We start from the raw sequence: 19,241 nt of genomic DNA, 5'->3' as shown, positions 1-19,241 counted from the left end.
TTGTCAGTGATGCCCTCTTCGCGAGCAGGCTCGCTCCCACAGGTGAAATGCATTCCAATGTGGGAGTGAGCCTGCTCGCGAAGCCCTTAGCTAATTATGAAACGCCGCAAATACTCGACATGCTCGCGGTGCGCCACTTCCTGCACCACCGGCCGCAACCGCACCTGCGCCCCCGGCAGACACTGCGCCAACCGCGCCAGCGCCAAAGGTGTCAACGCTCCCAATCGCGGATAGCCACCAATCGTCTGCCGATCATTGAGCAAGACAATCGGCTGCCCATCCGGCGGCACCTGCACCGCGCCCAGCGGAATACCCTCTGAAATCATCGGCCGGCCCTGATACTGCAACGCCTTGCCCAGCAGCCGAATGCCCATGCGATCAGCGCGACTGTCGAGTGTCCACGGACTGTTGAACACATCGAACAGACTCTGCCCGCTGAACTGACCGATCTGTGCACCGAGCACCAGATCCAAAGGCGTATTCAGGCGCAGGTCAGGTCGATACGCGTGCGGTACTTCACGCACTTGCAGAACCTCCCCGCGATAACTCAATGTCGCGCCCTTGGCCAACGGCGACCCCATGCCATCAAGGCCACCGAGTTCTTCACGCACTACCGTGGCACTGCTGCCCAGCACCTGCGGCGCCTCGAAACCACCGGGCGCCGCCAAGTAAGCCCGGGCACCGAGCAGCGGCTGGGTGAACTTCAATGTCTGGCCTTTGCCCAGTTTGAAACTGCGCCACGGCGCCAGCGGCTGCCCATCGATCTGCGCACCAAGATCCGCCCCGGCCAGCGCCAGCAAGCAATCGTCCAGCGCCACCACGGCAAACCCGCCGAGGGTGATTTCGATCACCGGCAGATTCAGCGCATTGCCGAGCAACCAATTGCCCCAACTCATCGAGCACCAGTCCGCTGCGCCGCCCTGGGTCACGCCCAAATGGCGCACGCCAAAACGCCCAGCGTCCTGTAACAAACACAGTGGCGTACTGGCTTCAATCGTCAGTCGGCTCATGCCAGCGCCTCCAGTGGCGTGTCATCGCCGCCCAGGTTGATGAACTCGGCGTGGCTCACCGCTTCGAAACGCACGGTGTCGCCGGGTTGCATCAGGCTGTAGCCGTCGCGATGGCGGTCGAACAGTTGCGCCGGGGTGCGACCGATCAGATTCCAGCCGCCGGGTGACACCACCGGATAAGCCGCGGTCTGCCGCTCGGCAATACCGACGCTGCCAGCCGCGACTTTCTTGCGTGGGGTGTCCAGACGGGGCGCTGCCAGTACCTCCTCCACCAGCCCCATGAAGGCGAATCCCGGTGCAAAGCCGAGGGCAAACACCTGGTATTCGCGAGCGCTGTGACGACGAATCACCTCCTCCACCGCCAACCCGCTGCGCTGCGCCAGCAGGCTCAGTTCGGGGCCGACACTCAGGTCATACCAGACCGGCAGCACATGGCACTGGCCGCCGGTGCGCGCATTCGGCGACAGGTCAATCAAGGCTTCAGCGATCAGTTCACGCGCGTGGCCCGGATTCAATAATGTCAGGTCGTAATGCACCATCAACGTGGTGTAGGACGGCACCAGATCGATCAACTGTGCACCGAACACCGCGCGCAAACGCTCACTGGCGGCGAGCATCCACGGCATGTTGGTTTCGGCGATTTCATCGAACAGGCGCAGCATCAGGCAGTCCAGGGCCACCACTTCAATCCGTGGGTTCATGGCGCGCTCTGCTGATTCAGGGCCTCGCGAATGCGCTGCACGGCGGCCACTGAACTGGCGTTGTCGCCATGCACGCACAAGGTGTTGGCCTGCAGGTGCAGCGCGCTGCCGTCACTGGCGACGAGGTCGCCGCCACGGGCGATGGTCAGGGCCTGTTCGATGATTTTTTCTGCTTCGTGATGCACCGCACCCGGCAGTTGCCGCGAGACCAGTCGACCTGCACTGTCGTAGGCACGATCAGCGAAGGCTTCGAACCACAGGGTCACGCCGTATTCGTCACCGAGCTGCTGCGCCGCCGAATTGTCGCGGGTGGCCATCAGCATCAACGGCAAGCTGCGATCGTAAGCCGCCACGGCCTGAATCACCGCCCGCAACTGTGCCGGGTTGGCCATCATGTCGTTGTACATCGCGCCGTGGGGTTTGACGTAACTGACTCGCCCGCCCTGCGCGCGGCAAATGCCGTCGAGCGCGCCGATCTGGTAATGCAGGATGTCTTGCAGTTCCTCGGCGAAATAGGCCATGGAACGCCGGCCGAAACCGACCAGATCCTGATAGGCCGGGTGCGCGCCGATCTGCACGCCGTGGCTCAGGGCCAGGCTGACGGTCTTGCGCATGATGCTCGGGTCACCGGCATGGAAGCCGCAGGCCACGTTGGCGCAGTCGATGAAGGGCATGACCTCGGCGTCCAGACCCATGGTCCAGCTGCCGAAACTCTCGCCGATGTCGCAATTCAATAGCAGGCGGCTCACGGTGAACACTCCTGTAGCTTCTGGTCTTTTTATCTGTAGGACGCTTGCTCGGCAGGTTATCAGTTACTGCGCATCCAGTTGCTTGCCTCGGGTCTCCGGCAGGCTCAATGCGGCGAGGATCACCACGCCGTAGGACACCGCAGCGAACGCACCGATACCCACACTCAACGGGACTTTCTGGCTGAGCAAACCAATCAACAGCGGAAACAATGCCGCCAGCGCCCGACCGATGTTGTAGCAGAAGCCCTGCCCCGAGCCGCGAATCCGCGTCGGAAACAGCTCGGTGAGAAACGCACCCATGCCGCTGAAAATCCCCGAGGCGAAGAAGCCCAGCGGAAAGCCCAGCCACAGCATCACGCCGTTGCTGACCGGCATTTGCGTGTACAGCAGAACGATGGTGAACGAGCCGACCGCGAACAGGATGAAGTTCTTTTTACGTCCCAACAGATCAGTCAGATAAGCACTGATCACATAGCCGACGTAGGAGCCGACAATCACCATCGCCAGATACCCGCCAGTGCCGAGCACACTCAAGCCGCGCTCGTTCTTCAGGAAGGTCGGCAGCCACGAGGTGATCGCGTAGTAACCGCCGAGCGCGCCGGTAGTCAGTAGTGACGCACGGAACGTGGTGAACAGCATGCCCGGGGCGAAGATCTCGTAGAACTTCGCCGGATTCTGCGGAGTTTGTGCAGCCTTGGCTTCGCGATAGATCTCCGGGTCTTTCACCAGCCGCCGCACGAAGATCACGAAAATCGCCGGGACGATGCCGAGAATGAACAGCGCACGCCACGCGTCTTCCGGCGGCAACACCGAGAACAGCAGCGCATACAGAATCGCCGTCAGCCCCCAGCCCAAGGCCCAACCGCTCTGCACCATGCCCACCGCCTTGCCGCGATCCTTGGCGCGGATCACTTCACCGATCAATACCGCGCCGGCCGTCCATTCGCCACCGAAACCGAAGCCCATCAGGGTGCGGGCGATCAGCAGCTGTTCGTAGTTCTGCGCAAAACCGCAGAGGAACGTGAAGAAGGCGAACCACAGCACCGTCAGTTGCAGGGTGCGCACGCGGCCGATGCGGTCGGAAAGAATCCCCGCCACCCAGCCACCAATGGCCGAAGCGATCAGGGTGCTGGTATGAATCAGCCCGGCCTGTCCGGTGGTGATGCCCCACATGGCGATCAGGGTCGGTACCACGAAGCTGAGCATCTGCGTGTCCATGCCATCCAGGCCATAGCCGATCTTGCAGCTCCAGAAGGTGCGACGCTCTTGCTGATTGATATTGCGATACCAGTCGAACGGGCCGGGGCGGGCCGTGCTCTTGGGGAGGTCGAGGGTGTCGGGCGCACGCATGGCAAGTCTCCGCAGGCTTTTATTGGTCTTGTTCGAAGTTCCGACGACGCCTATCGTGGGAACCGGATGCGCCGATTTTTCGTCGCCCGGCCCTGCTGCGTCCAACGAATAAAAACCCGCCTTAGGCATAAGAAAAATTTGTCACCCGAGCCGTTGCCATGAACCTGAAGTTTCTCGAGACCTTTGTCTGGGTCGCCCGGCTGAAGAGTTTTCGCCTGACCGCCGACAAGCTGTTCACCACCCAGGCGTCGATTTCCAGCCGTATCGCGGTGCTCGAAGGCGAGCTGGGGGTGAAGCTGTTTCTGCGCGATTCACGCGGTGTCAGCCTGACACCCGAAGGCCTGAAAGTGCTGGACTATGCCGAGCAGATGCTCGATACGATGTCGGCGCTCAAGCAATCGATCGAGACCCGTTCGAGCAAGGTCGGACGGGTGCGCATCGGCGTGATGGACACGGTGATCCACACCTGGCTCAGCCCCTTGGTGGCGCAGATGACCGATCTGTATCCACGGGTAGAAATCGAGCTGGTGGCGGATACTTCGCTTAACCTCTGCGACCAGCTGCAAAAAGGCTTTCTCGACATCGTTCTGCAAACCGATCTGGTGCGCCACGAAAGCGTGCGCAGCCTCGAGCTGGCCAGCCATCCGCTGGGCTGGATCGTTGCGAGCAATTCGATCTACAACCGCGAGTACGCTGACCTCGGCGAACTGGCGCAGGAACGGATCATCACCTACTCGAAAAACTCCCGACCGCATCAGGATCTGCTGGCTTTGATGCAGGCCAACGGTGTGTTGGCGCCGCGGCTGAACTGCGTGAATTCGGTGTCGGCGATTACCCGGCTGTTGCGTGATGGTTTTGGGATTGGCGTGCTGCCACCGGTGCTGGTGGCCGAGGAACTGGCGCGGGGTGAACTGACCTTGCTCGACATCGACCAGCGACCGCCGAATCTGCAGGTGGTGGTGTCGTGGCGAGTTGGCGTGGAGTGGGTCGAGGAGATGGTGACGTTGTGTCAGCAGGTGCTGGCGGGGTATGCGCGCAAGGTCGGTGAAAAGTACATCACCCTCACTCAGTAATCACACCTGTGGTGAGGGGATTTATCCCCGATGGGCTGCGCAGCAGTCCTGAAACCTTAGCAATCAGGTTGATCTGACACACCATTGAGGGCCGCTTCGCGCCCCATCGGGGATAAATCCCCTCGCCACGGGGTTTGGCCAGCCTTACAAGCCGCGCACGTCGCGGTCTTCGATCGGCCGACTCTGGCGCAAACGCCGGCCGCCGAGCACCACCCAGTCAATCAGACGAATCAGGCACTCGATGCCGAACGACAGCAGCAACGCGCCGCTCATGCCCCAGATCATCGCTTCCGGGGTCAGCAGGATCTGGTAGCTGTAGCCATTCCAGGTTTCCTTGCGAATGTCCGGGTCGGCGGCCAGCACCACTTGCAGGAAGCGGATGTACCACGGCCCCTGCATCGCCTGGAACTGTTTATCCAGCGCCAACTGCCGGTTGAGCAAAGTGCTCAGGCTGTCGGCATCGCTGCGAAACACCGGGTCGTCACTGGCGCGGTAATGCGCGACCAGCGCCTGCAAGTCGCCCTTGAAGAACTGCTCGGCGGTGCCCTGAAAACCGCGCAGACCGGTCTGCGCTTCGATCAGATGGGCTTCGACGCGTTTGGCGTAATCGTTGATGAAACCCGGCACCTGGACACCGATCAACAGGCCCGCCGCAAACAACACCAGCCGTAGATAACTGAGCAACATCGAGGAAAGATCCTTTATTCGGTCGTGCCCTGGCTGACGCATTCGCCGCGTCGCCACAGGCTCCATTGGCCCGGTTGGTAACGGGTCCAGGTTTCGTTTTCGGTCAAAGGCTCGGTGGCGATCACCGTGACCACGTCGTTGGGCGTGGTTTCCGCCTGGAAATCGACGATCACATCGACATCCTTGAGCCGCGCCGGGCCGAACGGTGCGCGCCGGGTGATCTGTGCCAGTTTGGTCGAGCAATAGCAGAACAGCCAGTCGCCGTCGCTGAGCAGGCAGTTGAACACGCCTTTGCTGCGGTATTCGGCACATGCAGCGACCAGATCCGGCAGCAGCACTTCTATATCGACCGGTTCCGGGAATGCTGCACGCACGCGGTTGAGCAAATCGCAGAACGCCGCTTCGCTGTCGGTATCGCCCACCGGGCGGTAGAAACTCTTGATCGGGGTGAAATCGGCGAGCTGGCCGTTGTGCGCGAAACACCAGTTGCGCCCCCACAGTTCGCGGACGAACGGGTGGGTGTTGGACAGGCAGACCTTGCCGACGTTGGCCTGACGAATGTGGCCGATGACCACCTCGCTCTTGATCGGATAGCGCTGGACCAGGTTGGCGACCTCCGATTCGCTGCTCGCGGCCGGATCCTGAAACAGACGCAAGCCGCGGCCTTCATAGAAGGCGATGCCCCAGCCGTCGCGGTGCGGGCCGGTACGCCCGCCGCGCTGCATCAGGCCGGTGAAGCTGAACACGATATCGGTCGGCACGTTGGCACTCATGCCCAGTAGTTCACACATGTGCTGACTCTCGTGATTACAGGCGCGGCTCGACGCGCATGCGCTGCGGATTGTTCGGCAGTGGCGGGCGACCGTAACGGTCATCACCGGCAGCGCCGAACGGCTGATCGTCGTCGCGATCATCGGCACGCGCCGCCGCTTTGGCGGCCTCGGCCTGCTCGCGTCGGGCGCGTGAGGCGCGTTCGATCGGGAAGCGGATCAGCACGAAAATCAGGTAGATGCCGAACGCAATCATGCCGTACATGAACAGATCGGAAATCGCCCGCCAGGCGTTGTTGCCGACCTTGAAGGCCAGGTCCAGCGCGGTAATGGCGATCGACGGCGCAACCTTGGCTTTCACCGGGTCAATGATGGTCGGGCTGAACAGCAACACTGCCATCAGCACCCGCAGCGGCTCGCGCAGCCAGCGCCACATCCAGCGGGTCAGGCGCATCCATACCAACAGGCAGCCCACAGCGGCAAAGGCGTAGAGGCCCCAGGCGATCAGATAGTCGTTCTCGGTCATGGTGTCCATGGCAAGGCAGGCAAAGAGGCGCTTATAGTAACGACTTTTCGCCCGTCAGGCTTGTCCCAATGCCAGACGGCCCGCAGCATACCCTGTGGGAGCGAGCCTGCTCGCGAAAGCGCCGGGTCAGTGAAACAAATGTCATCTGACAGAACGCTTTCGCGAGCAGGCTCGCTCTCACAGGGGCTGAGGCGGTTTCAACAACCGCGAACACCATTATTCCGAATACTGTCCGAGAGCCTTCCATGCCCGAATCCGCCCACGTCATCCGCGCCCCGATCGCCCGCAAGGCTGCCGGTGCCGACCCGTATGCCTGGCTGCAGGAACGCGACACCGACGCGGTGCTCGACTACCTCAAGGCCGAAAATGCCTATCAGGAAGCGCAAACCGCCGATCAGGCCGGCCTGCGCGAGAGCCTGTTCGAAGAGATCAAGGGCCGGATCCTCGAAACCGACCTGTCCCTGCCCTCGCCCTGGGGCCCGTATCTGTATTACACGCGCACCACGGCGGGTGACGAGTACGCCCGGCATTACCGTTGCCCGCGTCCGGCCGACGACAGCCTGATCCTCGACGAAAGCCGCGAGCAACTGCTGCTCGACCCGAACGTGCTGGCCAATGGCGGCTTCTTCTCGCTCGGCGCGTTCAGCATCAGCCCGGATCACCAGCGTCTGGCCTACAGCGTCGACGCCTCGGGCGACGAGATCTACACGCTGTTCGTCAAGGAACTGGCCAATGATAAGGTCAGTGAACTGGAATTCCAGGACTGCGACGGCAGCATGACCTGGGCCAACGACAGCCTGACCCTGTTCTTCGGCGAGCTCGACGATACCCATCGCCCGCACAAGCTGTTTCGCTATCGCCTCGATGGCACCGCCGCCGAAGAGGTATTCCACGAGCCGGACGGGCGTTTCTTCCTGCATTGCTATCGCTCCAGTTCCGAGCAGCAATTGCTGCTGACCCTGGGCAGCAAGACCACCAGCGAAGTCTGGGCGCTGGACGCGCATCAGCCGCACCTGCCCTTCACTTGCCTGGCGCCACGGGTCGAGGATCACGAATACGACGTCGACCACGGCGCACTGGATGGCGTATGGACCTGGTTCATCCGCACCAACCGTGACGGCATCAATTTCGCCCTGTATCAGGCGCCGGACACCGGTGTGGTACCGAGCGAAGCCGACTGGCAGAACCTGATCCCGCACAGCGACACGGTGATGCTCGACGGCGTGACACTGAACACCGCGGCCATGACCCTGAGCCTGCGCGAAGGCGGTCTGCCGATCATCGAAGTTCATCCGCAAGGCCAGACGCCGTATCGCGTGCAATTGCCGGACGCGGCCTACAGCCTCTATGTGCAGAACAGCCTGGAGTTCGAAAGCGACCGCATCCGTTTGCGTTACGAGGCGCTGAATCGTCCGGCGCAGGTGCGCCAATTGCTGCTGGCCAGCGGCGAGCAAACCGTCCTGAAAGAAACCCCGGTGCTCGGCCCGTTCGACGCCGACGCCTACGTCAGCCAACGCCTGTGGGCCACCGCGCCGGACGGCACGCAAGTGCCGATCAGTCTGGTGATGAAACGCGAGATGGTCGGCAAACCGGTGCCGCTGTACCTATATGGTTATGGCGCTTACGGTTCCAGCCTCGATCCGTGGTTCTCCCATGCCCGCCTGAGCCTGCTGGATCGCGGCATGGCCTTTGCCATCGCTCACGTGCGTGGCGGCGGTGAGCTGGGCGAAGCCTGGTATCGCGCCGGCAAGCAGGAACACAAGCACAACACCTTCAGCGACTTCATTGCCTGCGCCGAATTCCTGATCCTCAACGGCATCACCACCGCCGAGAAACTGGCGATCAGTGGCGGCAGCGCTGGCGGCTTGTTGATTGGCGCGGTGCTCAATCAGCGCCCGGACCTGTTCGGCGTGGCGATTGCCGAAGTGCCGTTCGTCGACGTGCTCAATACCATGCTCGACCCGGACTTGCCGTTGACCGTCACCGAGTACGACGAGTGGGGCAACCCTGACGAGCCGGAGGTCTACGAGCGGATCAAGGCGTACGCGCCGTACGAAAATGTCACCGCGCAGGATTACCCGGCAACCCTGGTCATCGCCGGCTACAACGACAGCCGCGTGCAGTACTGGGAAGCGGCCAAGTGGGTGGCGAAACTGCGCGCGACCAAGACCGACGACAACCTGCTGCTGCTCAAGACCGAACTCGACGCCGGGCATGGCGGCATGAGCGGGCGTTATCAGGGATTACGTGACGTAGCGCTCGAATATGCATTTGTGTTCAAGGTTTTGGGCCTGGCCTGAGGAACTCCGTCGGTCACTTGGGTCTTAACTCCAGACCCCGGTGGTCGATACACCACAGATCCCATTGTGGGAGCGGGCTTGCTCGCGAATGCGGTGGGTCAGTCGACACTGATATTGACTGAACCACCGCATTCGCGAGCAAGCCCGCTCCCACAGGGGTCCGTGTAGTGCCTGAAAACCGTGAAAACAATAAAGACCGCAACGACATGTCAGAACCGACCTTACTGAACAACGAAATTCGCGACTGGCTGATGGATTGTGGCCTGTTCGATCAATTGCAACTGGCGGACTTCGCCGCGGCCTCGGGCTACTTCAGCATCAGCACCGTGGCGGAGGGCGAAGCGATTTTCCGTGAGGGTGATGCCGGCAGTTTCATGTGCATCCTCCACACCGGCCAGGTCGCCGTGCAAAAGACTGGCCCCGACGGCCAGGTCATCACCATGGCCACCCTGCGCAGCGGTCGGGCGTTCGGGGAAATGGCGGTGCTCGATGGCGAACGCCGCTCGGCCACCTGCATCGCGGCGAGCAATTGCCAACTGCTCAACCTGGGCAAGGACTCGCTGGAAAAAATGCTCAACGACGCGCCGAAGATCGCCGCCAAGATCATCCGCGCCCTCGCCGTGTCCCTCTCCAAACGTCTGCGCATGGCCGACGGCCAACTGGCGGCGCAACAGGTTTAACCGCCGGGAGATTTGGTCTTGGTGCTGCCCGGTTCGATGCCCGGCACCGGTTGATCCTTGCTCGGCGGGCTGGGCATTTCGATCGGCACCAGCGGCGGGCTGCCACTGCCGGCGCCGGCCTTCGGTGCGCTGATCGGGGTGATTTGCGGATACGGCGTCGGTGTGGCGGTTCCCGGCGAGCCGGGTTGCGGCGTCGGGCTGACCGGAATGGTCTGCTGCGCCTGCACTGCAGTAATCGAGAGCGCGGCCAGGGCAATGACCGTTAGAATGGTGCGCTTCATCAAGGGCTCCGTTTGGCCTTTAGTCTGCGCTCAGGCTACTCCCAACGGGCCTGCTTGCCTTCCCCCTTGTAGAGATTTCCATGAAACGTTTCGTTCTGCTCGACACCACGCCGATCCCTGACAACGGTGGCGCCCTGTGCCTGTTCGAGTATGGCGAGGATTTCGTCATCAAGATCCAGGGTGGCGACGGCGGGCAATTGATGAACACGCGCATGCACGGTTCGGAAGATGCGCTGGCCGAAATCCCTTGCCGCAAGGTCGCCGGCCGGCCGAATTCACGGGTGCTGATCGGCGGTCTGGGCATGGGTTTCACCCTCGCCTCGGCGCTCAAGCATCTGGGCAAGGGTGCCGAAGTGGTGGTCGCCGAACTGGTGCCCGGCGTGGTCGAGTGGAATCGCGGGCCGCTCGGTGAAAAGTCTGGACGACCATTGCTCGACACGCGCACAGTGATCCGTCAGGACGACGTGGCCAAGGTCCTGCAAAGCGAGCCGAACGGCTTCGACGCGATCATGCTCGACGTCGACAACGGCCCCGAAGGCCTGACCCAGAAGGCTAACAGCTGGCTGTACTCGGCCGCCGGTCTGAACGCCTGCGCCAAGGCCCTGCGGCCCAAGGGCGTGCTGGCGGTGTGGTCGGCCAGCGCTGACTGGCAGTTTTCCGACAAATTGAAGAAGGCCGGATTCAAGGCCGAAGAAGTCCAGGTCTTCGCCCACGGCAACAAGGGCACGCGCCACACGATCTGGATTGCCGAGAAGCTCAAGGGCTGAGCTAAACTCTGCACATAACCGTCATTAGTCTTTTTACAAAGGTGAACCCATGAGTTCGTCCACCCCGACCAACACGTCGAAGCTCGATCGCATCCTTGCCGACAACCAGCGCGACAAGGAAATGGGCTACCGCGACAAGGCCCTGAAGATGTACCCGCACGTCTGCGGCCGCTGCGCCCGCGAGTTTTCCGGCAAGCGCCTGAGCGAACTGACCGTGCACCACCGCGACCACAACCACGACAACAACCCGCAGGACGGCTCGAACTGGGAGCTGTTGTGCCTGTACTGCCACGACAACGAACACTCGCGCTACACCGACCAGCAATATTTCGGCGACGGCTCGCTGAGCACGCCAAAAATCGCCAAGGCCACGCATAATCCGTTTGCTGCCCTCGCCGGGTTGATGAAAAAAGAAGACTGAAGATCTTCAGCGCCTGAACCGGCCCTTTCGCGAGCAGGCTCGCTCCCACATTTGATCGGTGGTGTACACAAAATCAATGTGGGAGCGAGCCTGCTCGCGAAGGCGGCCGGCCAGACACAACAGATCTCGAATCTGCCCGCCCTCCCCCAATCCCCGTATAATCGCCCTCTTTTTCCCGAAGGCACCCCGCTCGTGGCAGACAAACGTTACAGCTGCATTGGTTTGTACAACCCCAAGTCACCGGAGAATGTCGGTTCGGTGATGCGCGCCGCAGGCTGTTACGGCGTGGCGTCGGTGTTCTACACCGGCAAGCGTTATGAACGCGCCGCCGATTTCGTCACCGACACCAAGCGCGTGCACTACGACATCCCGCTGATCGGCATCGACGACCTGAAAAAGATCCTCCCGCTCAACTGCGTCCCGGTCGCCGTGGAACTGGTCGAGGGCGCCCGCCCGCTGCCGGAATACACCCATCCAGATCGTGCGCTGTACATCTTCGGCCCGGAAGACGGCTCGCTGGATAAAGAGATCCGCGACTGGTGCGAAGACGTCGTGTACATCCCGACCACCGGCTGCATGAACCTCGCAGCCACGGTCAACGTCGTGCTCTACGACCGCATGGCCAAGGGCCTGAATACCCGCTCCGGGCCGAAATTCCGCTGAAACGTCGCACATCCGATGGAACGAGCCGGCCGCTGCGGCAGTCAGCTTATCTATCTATTGCACATTGCCTGGGAGACAGATCATGACCGAACTTAAACGCGTCCAACGTATCGATTCCACCCCGTTCCAGAGCCCGACCGAGCAGAACGTCCAGGGCTGGGAGCGCATCGGCTCGCTGGCCGGTGGCGTGATCATGGTCGGCAAAGGCCTGCGCCGTGGCGGCGTGTTCGGTCTGATTCAGGTGGCGATTGGCGGCGTGGCGATGGCCCGTGGCATCACTGGGCACAGCTCGGTGAAAAGCTTGCTGGAGAAAAGCCGTCAGGACATGAACAACGTCCGGGCGAAGATCGAGCGCGCCGGTGAAGAACTGAGCCAGCTCAAGGCCAACGCCGAGGCGGCGACCAGCACCGCGACGGTGACCGGCAATGACTCGGTGAAGTCGCCGAAGGCAGGGGTTTGAGCCTGAATTTTCGGTGAGGCTTCTGGCCTCTTCGCGAGCAAGCCCGCTCCCACATTGAAAGCTGGAATGCGATCAAAAGTGGGAGCGGGCTTGCTCGCGAAGGCGGTATTACTGAAGTAATGCGCTATCGAGGACTTTGGAAGACTCGCCCAGAACACTCTCGGCCAGTTGCACAAACTCCTTCGTACTCACCGTCCCCAGATGCATCGCCCCGCGCAACACATCATCCAGCGAACGCTTGTTGCGCGTCTTCAAGCGAATCTCGCGATCCAGTTCCTGCAAGACAATCACCGCTTTTGCAAGCTGCGCCGGGCTGATCTGTTCGCCGCGCAGGGTCGTGACTTTCTGACTGTCCTTGGTCAATTTCGTCTGCAACGCCTGATAGCGTTCATCGCTCATGCCCCCGGCACGCCGCACCAGTTCGATCGCGTAGTACTCGGCAAAGCCTTCGCTGATCCAGTCGCTGCGCTGCTCGTCATTGATCCGCCCGAACACCTGCGCCAGCTCGCGCACCAGCGCACTGCTGCCGCTCTCGCTGACCAGCGGCAAACGCGTGTTCAGGTAAATCGATTCATGCGCACCGAGGCTGCCGCGCCACATCGGGTCGTTGGCACCGACGATCAGCAGTTTTTTCGGATGTCGGGGATAGACCGCTTGCACCTGCGGCCAGACGAACGTCAGCAGCGTCAGCACATCCATGCGACGCATGCCCTGCCCTTGCGGTGAGGCCACGGTGACTTCGGTTTCGCCCAGGCGGGTGCGGCGGCTGCCAAGGTGACCGGCGAGCATCCAGCCGGTCGGGCGGTCGAACAGGAGTGAGGGGTTGTCGATGCGGAATTTGTTCTTGCCGATGCGTGGCCAGGCGGTTTCGACGCTTTTCCAGCCTTCAGGCAATTCGAATTGCAGGCGCGCGACCAGTTCGGTGCCGTCCTGTTGATCGAGCGTTGCAGGGGGCACCAATTCGTCGCCGCGCATCAACGCCCAACTCGGGGTCATGCGCGTGTCGAACGTGCCGTTCTTGCGACCGTGGCTGATGCGTACGCGGTAAGTCAGGCTGGCCTTTTCGCTCGCGGGCCGCCACACGCCACGGGCCAACTTGCCCGGGGTCAGCAGCCACTGGCCGTCGGCCTTGAAGTCGCTGTAGTGGCTGCCGTCGCCGAGGTCGAAGTCAAGACTGCGCACCGCTTCGCCTTTGGCCAGGGTCAGGCGCACTTCGGCCTGATCGCTTTGCGGCAACAGGCGTACGTGGTAATCCAGATCGACTTTCTTTGCCGCCCACACTGGTGCGCTTAGCGCCAGCAGGCCAATCAGCGATGCCCGCAGCAATCCCCAAGCCATACACACTCCTTGTTGAATCCTGGAACCCTTGGTGCTTAACCAGCCCGGAATATCAGGTGATCTTCCCAGTCGTCCTCTGGCACGCTGCCCTCGGCGAGCATGCGCCCGGACTGGGATATTCGCTCGTGGTGCACGGCGTCACGATCGCCGCACACCAGGTGGTGCCACAACGGCAGATCCTTGCCTTCGCTGACCAGACGATAACCGCAGGTCGGCGGCAGCCATTTGAATTCTTCGGCCTGGCCCGGAGTGAGCTGAATGCAGTCCGGGACAAACGTGATGCGATTCGGGTAGTCGCTGCACTGGCAGGTTTTCAGGTCCAGCAGCTTGCAGGCGATGCGCGTGTAATAGACGCTGTTGTCTTCTTCATCTTCGAGTTTCTGCAGGCAGCACAGACCGCAGCCGTCGCACAGCGATTCCCATTCCTCGTGATCCAGTTGCTCGAGGGTTTTGCGTTTCCAGAACGGTTCGACTTTGGCGGCCATGGCTCAAGCATCAGCATCAGGTGGTGAAAAGGCCGCCAGTCTAGTGCCCAAGGCCTTGCGGGCCAAGCGCTGGCGACTGTCGGTAAATCCCGCTTGTCAGCCGAATCGCCGCCCAGTAGGGTTTTGCCACGAATTCATGACTCAAACACAGCAAGGAATCTTTCGATGAGTGCCAACCCTCGCGTTGCCGATTACGCCATTCACCCGCAGTTCACCGATCGCTGGTCGCCCCGCGCCTTCACCGGCGAAGCGATCCCGGAAGAAACCCTGCTGAGCTTTTTCGAAGCCGCACGCTGGGCGCCGTCGGCCTACAACTCGCAACCGTGGCGCTTTCTGTATGCGCGCCGGGATACACCGAACTGGGAGCGTTTCCTGGGTCTGCTCAATGAATTCAACCGTAGCTGGGCGCAGCACGCTTCGGCGCTGGTAATCGTGATTTCGAAAACCACCTTCACCGCACCCGGCGCCAGCGAAGAGTCCCCGGCGCTGTGGCACACCTTCGACACCGGTTCGGCCTGGGGCCACCTGGCGCTGCAAGCGAGCATCAGCGGCTGGCACACCCACGGCATGGCCGGTTTCGATCAGGAGCTGACCCGCAAGGAGCTGAACATTCCGCAAGGTTATGCGCTGCATGCGGCGGTCGCTATCGGCAAGCTGGGTGACAAGGCGACCTTGGCCGAATACCTGCAAGCTCGTGAAATGCCGAGCCCGCGTCGTCCGCTGAGCGAGCTGGTGGCGGAAGGCGACTTCACCCTGTAAGCCAGCACAAAAATAAATGTGGGAGCGAGCCTGCTCGCGAAAGCGGTATGTCAGACAACGATGATGTTGGCTGACACTCCCCCTTCGCGAGCAGGCTCGCTCCCACAGTTTATTCGGCGAACATTCAGTAACCGCGGTTGAAATCCACTTCCCCGCGCAACGCTTCTCCCGCCTGATACGCCTTCAGGTTCTCGACAAACAACTTCACCATCAACGCCGGCGACGTCGGTGCCGAGCTGTGCCCGGTCAGCAGCAGGCCCCAGGCGGTCCAGAACGGATGGCGTTGCGGCAATGGCTCCTGACGGCAGACGTCGATCACCGCACCGGCCAGATGCCCTTCCTTCAGGGCTTCCACCAGATCCGCATCAACCACCGCCACGCCGCGCCCAACGTTGATGAACAACCCGGTCGGCTTGAATTGCTTGAACAGCGCCGCGTCGTAAATGTCGTGGGTGTGCTCGGTATTCGGCAGCAGATTGACCACGTAATCGACCGCGCCGACCAGTCGCGGCAGATCCGCCATCGAGCCGACTTCGACGAACGGCGCCTGCTCGCGCGCGCTGCTGGCGATGCCGTACAGCTCGACGCCAAACGGCAGCAGAAACTGCGCCACGCTCTGGCCGATATCGCCGGTGCCAACGATCAACACCTTGCGCCCGACCAGACTCTGGCCGGTGCGGTTGTCCCACTTGCGCTCGACCTGGCTGACCAGGCGCGCCAGCACTTCACGCTCGTGGCCAAGCATGTAGGTCAGCACGTATTCGGCCATCACCTGACCGAAGATTCCCACCGCGCGGGTCAGGCGATAATCGCGGCGCAAGCCGTCAGCGAGCAGCGGCGTGATGCCGGCCCAGGTCGATTGCAGCCATTGCGGCTCATGGCCCTGACGCAGCAGGGTCGCCAGCAGATCCGGCTGCCCCAGCCACACCGGGCAATCGGCCGCCTGCCGGGCCAGTTCGGCGGAGTCGCCACTGGTCAGTACTTCAAGCTCGGGGGCCGCCTGACGCAGCAGCCGGGCGTACACCGCGTGGTCGTGTTCAGCAATCAGAACGCGCATCTTCAAACCTTTCGCAAACCGTGCAGGCAACCGCCGAAGGAGTCGCGCTCCTTCGTGGCGGTCGTCGCCGTAAAATCAGTTCCAGGGTGGCAAGAGGCCCAGAACAGGGCCTCGCAGATCAGACCGGGTCGTTGCGTCGCAGCAATTCTTCGGGCAGGTGTTCGATGTACTCGTCCTCGGCCGGTGGCATCTGCAGGTGATAGCCCTGCTTGTCGAGGTTTTCCAGGACCACGACGATGTCCTCGGTGGCCAGCTTGCGCTCAGGCGACAGCACCAGATCGAAGGCATGTTTCGGCTTGCCGAACGCCAGCATCAGGGGCTCCGGCACACGCTCCAGAGCATCGCTCTTGAGCACATAAAGGTACATTCCGCTTCGCTTGGAGCTTTGGTAAATGGAGCAAATACGTTTCAAGGCTGTTCTCCGGCGGTGGCCAGGCTGTCGAGCAGCTTCTGGCCCATGAGTTCGCGGCGCCAGCCACGCAGCGACTCAGGCAATTGATAAGGGCCCTCGGGGAAGCCGCTTTTGACCAGCGCTTCGAGGGTTTTCTTGCGCAGCATCAGTTCCGGGGCGATGCCCAGGCGTTCGGCTTCGACCTGGCCGAGGGCGCGCAGTTGCTTGATCAGCGCAGCCGCTTCGACCGGCAATGGCTCCGGCACCGCCGGCGGCCATTGATCAGGCCCCACACTGCCAGAGCGCTTGATCAGATCAAGCAGAAATTGGCCGTCCTGACGCACGGTACGCGGGTGCATGTCTTCGATCTTGCCCAGCGCGGCGAGGTTGTCCGGCTGCGTGCGGGCCAGCGGCCACAGCGAGTGCTCACGGACGATGCGGTTGCGCGGCAGATCACGGGCACGCGCTTCTTTTTCACGCCAGGCGCACAGTTCACGCAGCACCGCCAGTTGCGCACGGGACAGTTTCCACGCCAGTTTGGCTTCGCGGTAGACCTCGTACGGGTCGGTCTCGCGGCGCAGGTTGGCGACCAGTTCGGCGCCGTCCTCCAGCACCCAGGCGAATTTGTCGTCGGACAGCTTCGGCCGCAGCTGTACGAAAACTTCCGCCAGATGCACGGCGTCTTCAGCGGCATAGCTGATTTGTGTGTCGGAAAGTGGACGCTGCAACCAGTCGGAACGGGTTTCGCCCTTCGGCAACTCAATGCCCAGCACTTCCTGCACCAGCCGCGAATAGCCCATCGAGAACCCAAGGTTCAGGTAGGCCGCTGCCAGTTGCGTGTCGAACAACGGCGCCGGCAGGCTGCCGGTCAGGCGCAGCAACACTTCGAGGTCTTCGCTGCAGGCGTGCAGGACTTTGAGCACCGCCGGGTTTTCCAGCAACGCCGCCAGCGGTTGCCAGGCGTCGATGGTCAGCGGATCGATCAGGTAGGCGCGTTTGCCGTCGCCGACCTGCAGTAAACCGGCAATCGGGTAGAAGGTGTCGACCCGCATGAATTCGGTGTCGAGGGCAACGAACGGCAGTTGCTGCCACTCGGCGCAAAACTGCGCGAGGCTTTCGTTGTCGCGAATCCAGTGAATATCGATGGCCACACGGCTCTCCCTTGAAGAATGGCGCGCAGTATATATCGCCGCCGGCGTTTTACGCGCCTGCGCTGGGCCAGAGCTGTAACGAAATGTCCTGCCAGAAAGAAAGAATAGTCTTACAGCGTGGTCAGCAAGAGGAATCCGAACCTCCCCATGTAGGAGAGCCATATTTAATTTTTAAATAATGCTCGGGAAATCTGATTTGCCGATAAGTGCTGCGCGCCGCCTAATCGACAGCCTCCGCAATCCAGAGTCTGCCGATGGAACACGTCCGCGCCCCCGCTCGCCCCGCTGCCTGGCTGATGTTCGGGATCATTCTCGTCGCACTCAATCTGCGCCCATCCATGGCCGCCGTCGGGCCGTTGCTGTCGGCAATTCGTGGCGATATCCCGCTAAGTTTCAGCGTGGCATCGCTGCTGACCATGCTGCCGGTGATGGCAATGGGGCTGGCGATGTTTTTCGGTATCGGCATCAGCCGGCGCCTGGGCGAGCAACCCACCGTGATCCTGTCGTTGTTGATCATCGGCCTGGCGACGCTGTCGCGGCTGGTGCTCGATTCGGCACCGCAGTTGATTGGCAGCGCGGTGCTGGCCGGGATGGGTATCGCCCTGATTCAGGCGCTGATGCCGGTGCTGATCAAGTCGCGCTTCCCCGAACATGTGGCGCTGTGCATGGGCTTGTATGTCACATCGATCATGGGCGGCGCCGCGTTGGCCGCCTCATTTTCGCCGCTGGTGCTGGGGCAGACCGGCAGCTGGCGCATCGGCTTGGCGATCTGGGCGGCACTGTCCTTGCTCGCGTTGCTGGTCTGGTGGACACAGTCGATCCCGTCATCCCTCCAGATCACGCCTGTAGGAAAAGAGTCCTTCACGCGTAATTCCCGCGCCTGGCTGCTCGCCATCTTCTTCGGCCTCGGCACGGCGTCCTACACCTGCGTACTCGCCTGGCTGGCGCCGTACTACGTGGAGCAAGGCTGGAGCGAACAGCAGGCCGGGCTGCTGCTGGGTTTTCTGACCGCCATGGAGGTGATTTCCGGGCTGCTGACGCCGGCCATCGCCAACCGCAGCCGTGATCGCCGTGCCGTCCTCGCAGCGTTGCTGTTGCTGATCATCGGCGGCTTCTGCGGATTGATCCTCAGCCCGCAACACCTCAGCCTGCTGTGGCCGTGCCTGTTGGGGCTGGGGATTGGCGGCTTGTTTCCGATGAGCCTTATTGTCTCCCTCGATCACCTCGACAACCCGCAGCGCGCCGGCAGCCTGACCGCGTTCGTGCAAGGCATCGGCTACTTGATCGCCGGGCTTTCGCCGCTGCTGGCCGGAATCATCCGCGACCGTCTCGGCAGCTTCGAATGGGCCTGGTGGTCGCTGACCGCAGTGATGGTGGTGATGCTGCTGATAGTGCTGCGCTTCGACCCTCGGCTGTACGCCCGACACATCCGTTGAAGTCGAATGCCGCCGCCGGGCTAGAGGCCTGTTGCCATCTTTTTGCGGTTTATTTGCCGACGTCGTGTTGCTAAAAGTTTCTGTCCCACTGGCGACATTGAAACGTCCTACAGGGCTTTGTCCTGGCACCATCGTTCCGCTACGATCATGCGCACACGTTTGCGCGGATTCAGCGCAAGGAGCACA

General features: G+C 61.9%; 22 protein-coding genes. 9 read left to right on the top strand and 13 right to left on the bottom strand.

Annotation, left to right across the window (positions count from 1 at the left end; genetic code table 11):
* Positions 1-86: 86 nt before the first annotated feature.
* The 4 genes from QRN61_RS25530 to QRN61_RS25515 form a co-directional block, all read right to left on the bottom strand.
* Complete coding sequence (locus QRN61_RS25530; protein WP_285376069.1) at positions 87-1,010, bottom strand: 5-oxoprolinase subunit C family protein; 924 nt, start codon at positions 1,008-1,010, stop codon at positions 87-89.
* Positions 1,007-1,711: a 5-oxoprolinase subunit B family protein gene (locus tag QRN61_RS25525; RefSeq protein WP_285376067.1), complete on the bottom strand. Its 705-nt coding sequence runs from the start codon at positions 1,709-1,711 to the stop codon at positions 1,007-1,009. Before QRN61_RS25525 ends, QRN61_RS25530 begins: the two co-directional genes overlap by 4 nt.
* Complete coding sequence (locus tag QRN61_RS25520; RefSeq protein ID WP_285376066.1) at positions 1,708-2,460, bottom strand: 5-oxoprolinase subunit PxpA; 753 nt, start codon at positions 2,458-2,460, stop codon at positions 1,708-1,710. The genes QRN61_RS25525 and QRN61_RS25520 overlap by 4 nt, the downstream gene beginning before the upstream one ends.
* A gap of 63 nt (positions 2,461-2,523) precedes the next feature.
* On the bottom strand, positions 2,524-3,810 hold the full coding sequence (locus QRN61_RS25515; RefSeq protein WP_007969604.1) for an MFS transporter: 1,287 nt from the start codon (positions 3,808-3,810) through the stop codon (positions 2,524-2,526).
* 158 nt (positions 3,811-3,968) lie between these two features.
* On the opposite strand from QRN61_RS25515, the gene QRN61_RS25510 reads away from it, so the two are divergent.
* Positions 3,969-4,883 carry a LysR family transcriptional regulator gene (locus tag QRN61_RS25510; RefSeq protein WP_103369778.1) on the top strand — a complete coding sequence of 305 codons (915 nt, stop codon included), beginning with the start codon at positions 3,969-3,971 and terminating at the stop codon, positions 4,881-4,883.
* Between the two features lie 144 nt (positions 4,884-5,027).
* On the opposite strand, the gene QRN61_RS25505 is transcribed toward QRN61_RS25510, so the two are convergent.
* Genes QRN61_RS25505 through QRN61_RS25495 form a run of 3 tightly spaced genes read right to left on the bottom strand, consistent with a single transcriptional unit; the run spans position 5,028 to position 6,875 of the window.
* Complete coding sequence (locus QRN61_RS25505; protein ID WP_096796613.1) at positions 5,028-5,570, bottom strand: DUF2937 family protein; 543 nt, start codon at positions 5,568-5,570, stop codon at positions 5,028-5,030.
* Between the two features lie 14 nt (positions 5,571-5,584).
* Positions 5,585-6,361, bottom strand: coding sequence for a class II glutamine amidotransferase (locus QRN61_RS25500; RefSeq protein WP_007969599.1), 777 nt, complete (start codon positions 6,359-6,361; stop codon positions 5,585-5,587).
* Between the two features lie 16 nt (positions 6,362-6,377).
* Positions 6,378-6,875 carry an MFS transporter gene (locus QRN61_RS25495; protein ID WP_086791999.1) on the bottom strand — a complete coding sequence of 166 codons (498 nt, stop codon included), beginning with the start codon at positions 6,873-6,875 and terminating at the stop codon, positions 6,378-6,380.
* 236 nt (positions 6,876-7,111) lie between these two features.
* Here QRN61_RS25495 and QRN61_RS25490 point away from each other — a divergent pair, with 236 nt between their 5' ends.
* Together QRN61_RS25490 and QRN61_RS25485 are read left to right on the top strand one after the other, a co-directional pair.
* A complete protein-coding gene (locus QRN61_RS25490) occupies positions 7,112-9,166 on the top strand; it encodes a S9 family peptidase (RefSeq protein WP_285376064.1) in 2,055 nt (684 codons plus the stop codon).
* A 206-nt stretch (positions 9,167-9,372) separates the two neighbouring features.
* A complete protein-coding gene (locus QRN61_RS25485) occupies positions 9,373-9,846 on the top strand; it encodes a cyclic nucleotide-binding domain-containing protein (protein ID WP_007969596.1) in 474 nt (157 codons plus the stop codon).
* On the opposite strand, the gene QRN61_RS25480 is transcribed toward QRN61_RS25485, so the two are convergent.
* A complete protein-coding gene (locus QRN61_RS25480; protein ID WP_024164429.1) occupies positions 9,843-10,127 on the bottom strand; it encodes a hypothetical protein in 285 nt (94 codons plus the stop codon). The two genes, QRN61_RS25485 and QRN61_RS25480, sit on opposite strands and share 4 nt — an antisense overlap.
* A gap of 80 nt (positions 10,128-10,207) precedes the next feature.
* Here QRN61_RS25480 and QRN61_RS25475 point away from each other — a divergent pair, with 80 nt between their 5' ends.
* From QRN61_RS25475 to QRN61_RS25460, 4 genes are all read left to right on the top strand, one after another.
* Entirely contained in the window at positions 10,208-10,894 is a 687-nt protein-coding gene (locus QRN61_RS25475) for a spermidine synthase (RefSeq protein ID WP_285376062.1), read from the top strand.
* A gap of 49 nt (positions 10,895-10,943) precedes the next feature.
* Positions 10,944-11,315, top strand: a complete 372-nt coding sequence (locus tag QRN61_RS25470) for a YajD family HNH nuclease (RefSeq protein ID WP_003222612.1) — start codon at positions 10,944-10,946, stop codon at positions 11,313-11,315.
* A gap of 192 nt (positions 11,316-11,507) precedes the next feature.
* Positions 11,508-11,978: an RNA methyltransferase gene (locus QRN61_RS25465; protein WP_007911337.1), complete on the top strand. Its 471-nt coding sequence runs from the start codon at positions 11,508-11,510 to the stop codon at positions 11,976-11,978.
* Between the two features lie 82 nt (positions 11,979-12,060).
* Positions 12,061-12,438: a YgaP family membrane protein gene (locus QRN61_RS25460; protein WP_041070334.1), complete on the top strand. Its 378-nt coding sequence runs from the start codon at positions 12,061-12,063 to the stop codon at positions 12,436-12,438.
* A 108-nt stretch (positions 12,439-12,546) separates the two neighbouring features.
* Here QRN61_RS25460 and QRN61_RS25455 read toward each other — a convergent pair whose 3' ends face one another.
* Together QRN61_RS25455 and QRN61_RS25450 are read right to left on the bottom strand one after the other, a co-directional pair.
* On the bottom strand, positions 12,547-13,776 hold the full coding sequence (locus QRN61_RS25455; protein WP_285376057.1) for a hypothetical protein: 1,230 nt from the start codon (positions 13,774-13,776) through the stop codon (positions 12,547-12,549).
* A gap of 35 nt (positions 13,777-13,811) precedes the next feature.
* Positions 13,812-14,261: a YcgN family cysteine cluster protein gene (locus QRN61_RS25450; RefSeq protein WP_096796608.1), complete on the bottom strand. Its 450-nt coding sequence runs from the start codon at positions 14,259-14,261 to the stop codon at positions 13,812-13,814.
* 165 nt (positions 14,262-14,426) lie between these two features.
* On the opposite strand from QRN61_RS25450, the gene QRN61_RS25445 reads away from it, so the two are divergent.
* Positions 14,427-15,020, top strand: coding sequence for a nitroreductase family protein (locus tag QRN61_RS25445; RefSeq protein ID WP_285376056.1), 594 nt, complete (start codon positions 14,427-14,429; stop codon positions 15,018-15,020).
* Positions 15,021-15,144: 124 nt separating this feature from the next.
* Here QRN61_RS25445 and QRN61_RS25440 read toward each other — a convergent pair whose 3' ends face one another.
* The 3 genes from QRN61_RS25440 to rnd all read right to left on the bottom strand — a co-directional run bounded on the left by QRN61_RS25440 (position 15,145) and on the right by rnd (position 17,619).
* A complete protein-coding gene (locus tag QRN61_RS25440) occupies positions 15,145-16,077 on the bottom strand; it encodes a D-2-hydroxyacid dehydrogenase (protein ID WP_285376055.1) in 933 nt (310 codons plus the stop codon).
* A 118-nt stretch (positions 16,078-16,195) separates the two neighbouring features.
* On the bottom strand, positions 16,196-16,489 hold the full coding sequence (locus QRN61_RS25435; RefSeq protein ID WP_027614516.1) for a YcgL domain-containing protein: 294 nt from the start codon (positions 16,487-16,489) through the stop codon (positions 16,196-16,198).
* Positions 16,486-17,619, bottom strand: a complete 1,134-nt coding sequence (rnd, locus tag QRN61_RS25430; protein ID WP_027614515.1) for a ribonuclease D — start codon at positions 17,617-17,619, stop codon at positions 16,486-16,488. Before rnd ends, QRN61_RS25435 begins: the two co-directional genes overlap by 4 nt.
* Positions 17,620-17,873: 254 nt before the next feature.
* Here rnd and QRN61_RS25425 point away from each other — a divergent pair, with 254 nt between their 5' ends.
* Positions 17,874-19,055 (top strand): cyanate transporter, encoded by a 1,182-nt coding sequence (locus QRN61_RS25425; RefSeq protein ID WP_096796606.1) that lies wholly within the window; start codon positions 17,874-17,876, stop codon positions 19,053-19,055.
* Positions 19,056-19,241 lie beyond the last annotated feature (186 nt).

Source organism: Pseudomonas sp. lyk4-TYG-107 (assembly GCF_030209055.1).
Lineage (GTDB): Bacteria > Pseudomonadota > Gammaproteobacteria > Pseudomonadales > Pseudomonadaceae > Aquipseudomonas > Aquipseudomonas putida_A.
The sequence above is the reverse complement of the archived record's forward strand: the minus strand, read 5'-3'. Positions and strand labels throughout refer to the sequence as shown.

What these genes read in the sequence shown, in the direction of transcription:
- QRN61_RS25530 (WP_285376069.1), bottom strand. Translation starts at nt 1,010, where the DNA reads ATGAGCCGACTGACGATTGAAGCCAGTACGCCACTGTGTTTGTTACAG.
- QRN61_RS25525 (WP_285376067.1), bottom strand. Translation starts at nt 1,711, where the DNA reads ATGAACCCACGGATTGAAGTGGTGGCCCTGGACTGCCTGATGCTGCGC.
- QRN61_RS25515 (WP_007969604.1), bottom strand. Translation starts at nt 3,810, where the DNA reads ATGCGTGCGCCCGACACCCTCGACCTCCCCAAGAGCACGGCCCGCCCC.
- QRN61_RS25510 (WP_103369778.1), top strand. Translation starts at nt 3,969, where the DNA reads ATGAACCTGAAGTTTCTCGAGACCTTTGTCTGGGTCGCCCGGCTGAAG.
- QRN61_RS25505 (WP_096796613.1), bottom strand. Translation starts at nt 5,570, where the DNA reads ATGTTGCTCAGTTATCTACGGCTGGTGTTGTTTGCGGCGGGCCTGTTG.
- QRN61_RS25500 (WP_007969599.1), bottom strand. Translation starts at nt 6,361, where the DNA reads ATGTGTGAACTACTGGGCATGAGTGCCAACGTGCCGACCGATATCGTG.
- QRN61_RS25495 (WP_086791999.1), bottom strand. Translation starts at nt 6,875, where the DNA reads ATGGACACCATGACCGAGAACGACTATCTGATCGCCTGGGGCCTCTAC.
- QRN61_RS25490 (WP_285376064.1), top strand. Translation starts at nt 7,112, where the DNA reads ATGCCCGAATCCGCCCACGTCATCCGCGCCCCGATCGCCCGCAAGGCT.
- QRN61_RS25485 (WP_007969596.1), top strand. Translation starts at nt 9,373, where the DNA reads ATGTCAGAACCGACCTTACTGAACAACGAAATTCGCGACTGGCTGATG.
- QRN61_RS25480 (WP_024164429.1), bottom strand. Translation starts at nt 10,127, where the DNA reads ATGAAGCGCACCATTCTAACGGTCATTGCCCTGGCCGCGCTCTCGATT.
- QRN61_RS25475 (WP_285376062.1), top strand. Translation starts at nt 10,208, where the DNA reads ATGAAACGTTTCGTTCTGCTCGACACCACGCCGATCCCTGACAACGGT.
- QRN61_RS25470 (WP_003222612.1), top strand. Translation starts at nt 10,944, where the DNA reads ATGAGTTCGTCCACCCCGACCAACACGTCGAAGCTCGATCGCATCCTT.
- QRN61_RS25460 (WP_041070334.1), top strand. Translation starts at nt 12,061, where the DNA reads ATGACCGAACTTAAACGCGTCCAACGTATCGATTCCACCCCGTTCCAG.
- QRN61_RS25455 (WP_285376057.1), bottom strand. Translation starts at nt 13,776, where the DNA reads ATGGCTTGGGGATTGCTGCGGGCATCGCTGATTGGCCTGCTGGCGCTA.
- QRN61_RS25450 (WP_096796608.1), bottom strand. Translation starts at nt 14,261, where the DNA reads ATGGCCGCCAAAGTCGAACCGTTCTGGAAACGCAAAACCCTCGAGCAA.
- QRN61_RS25445 (WP_285376056.1), top strand. Translation starts at nt 14,427, where the DNA reads ATGAGTGCCAACCCTCGCGTTGCCGATTACGCCATTCACCCGCAGTTC.
- QRN61_RS25440 (WP_285376055.1), bottom strand. Translation starts at nt 16,077, where the DNA reads ATGCGCGTTCTGATTGCTGAACACGACCACGCGGTGTACGCCCGGCTG.
- QRN61_RS25425 (WP_096796606.1), top strand. Translation starts at nt 17,874, where the DNA reads ATGGAACACGTCCGCGCCCCCGCTCGCCCCGCTGCCTGGCTGATGTTC.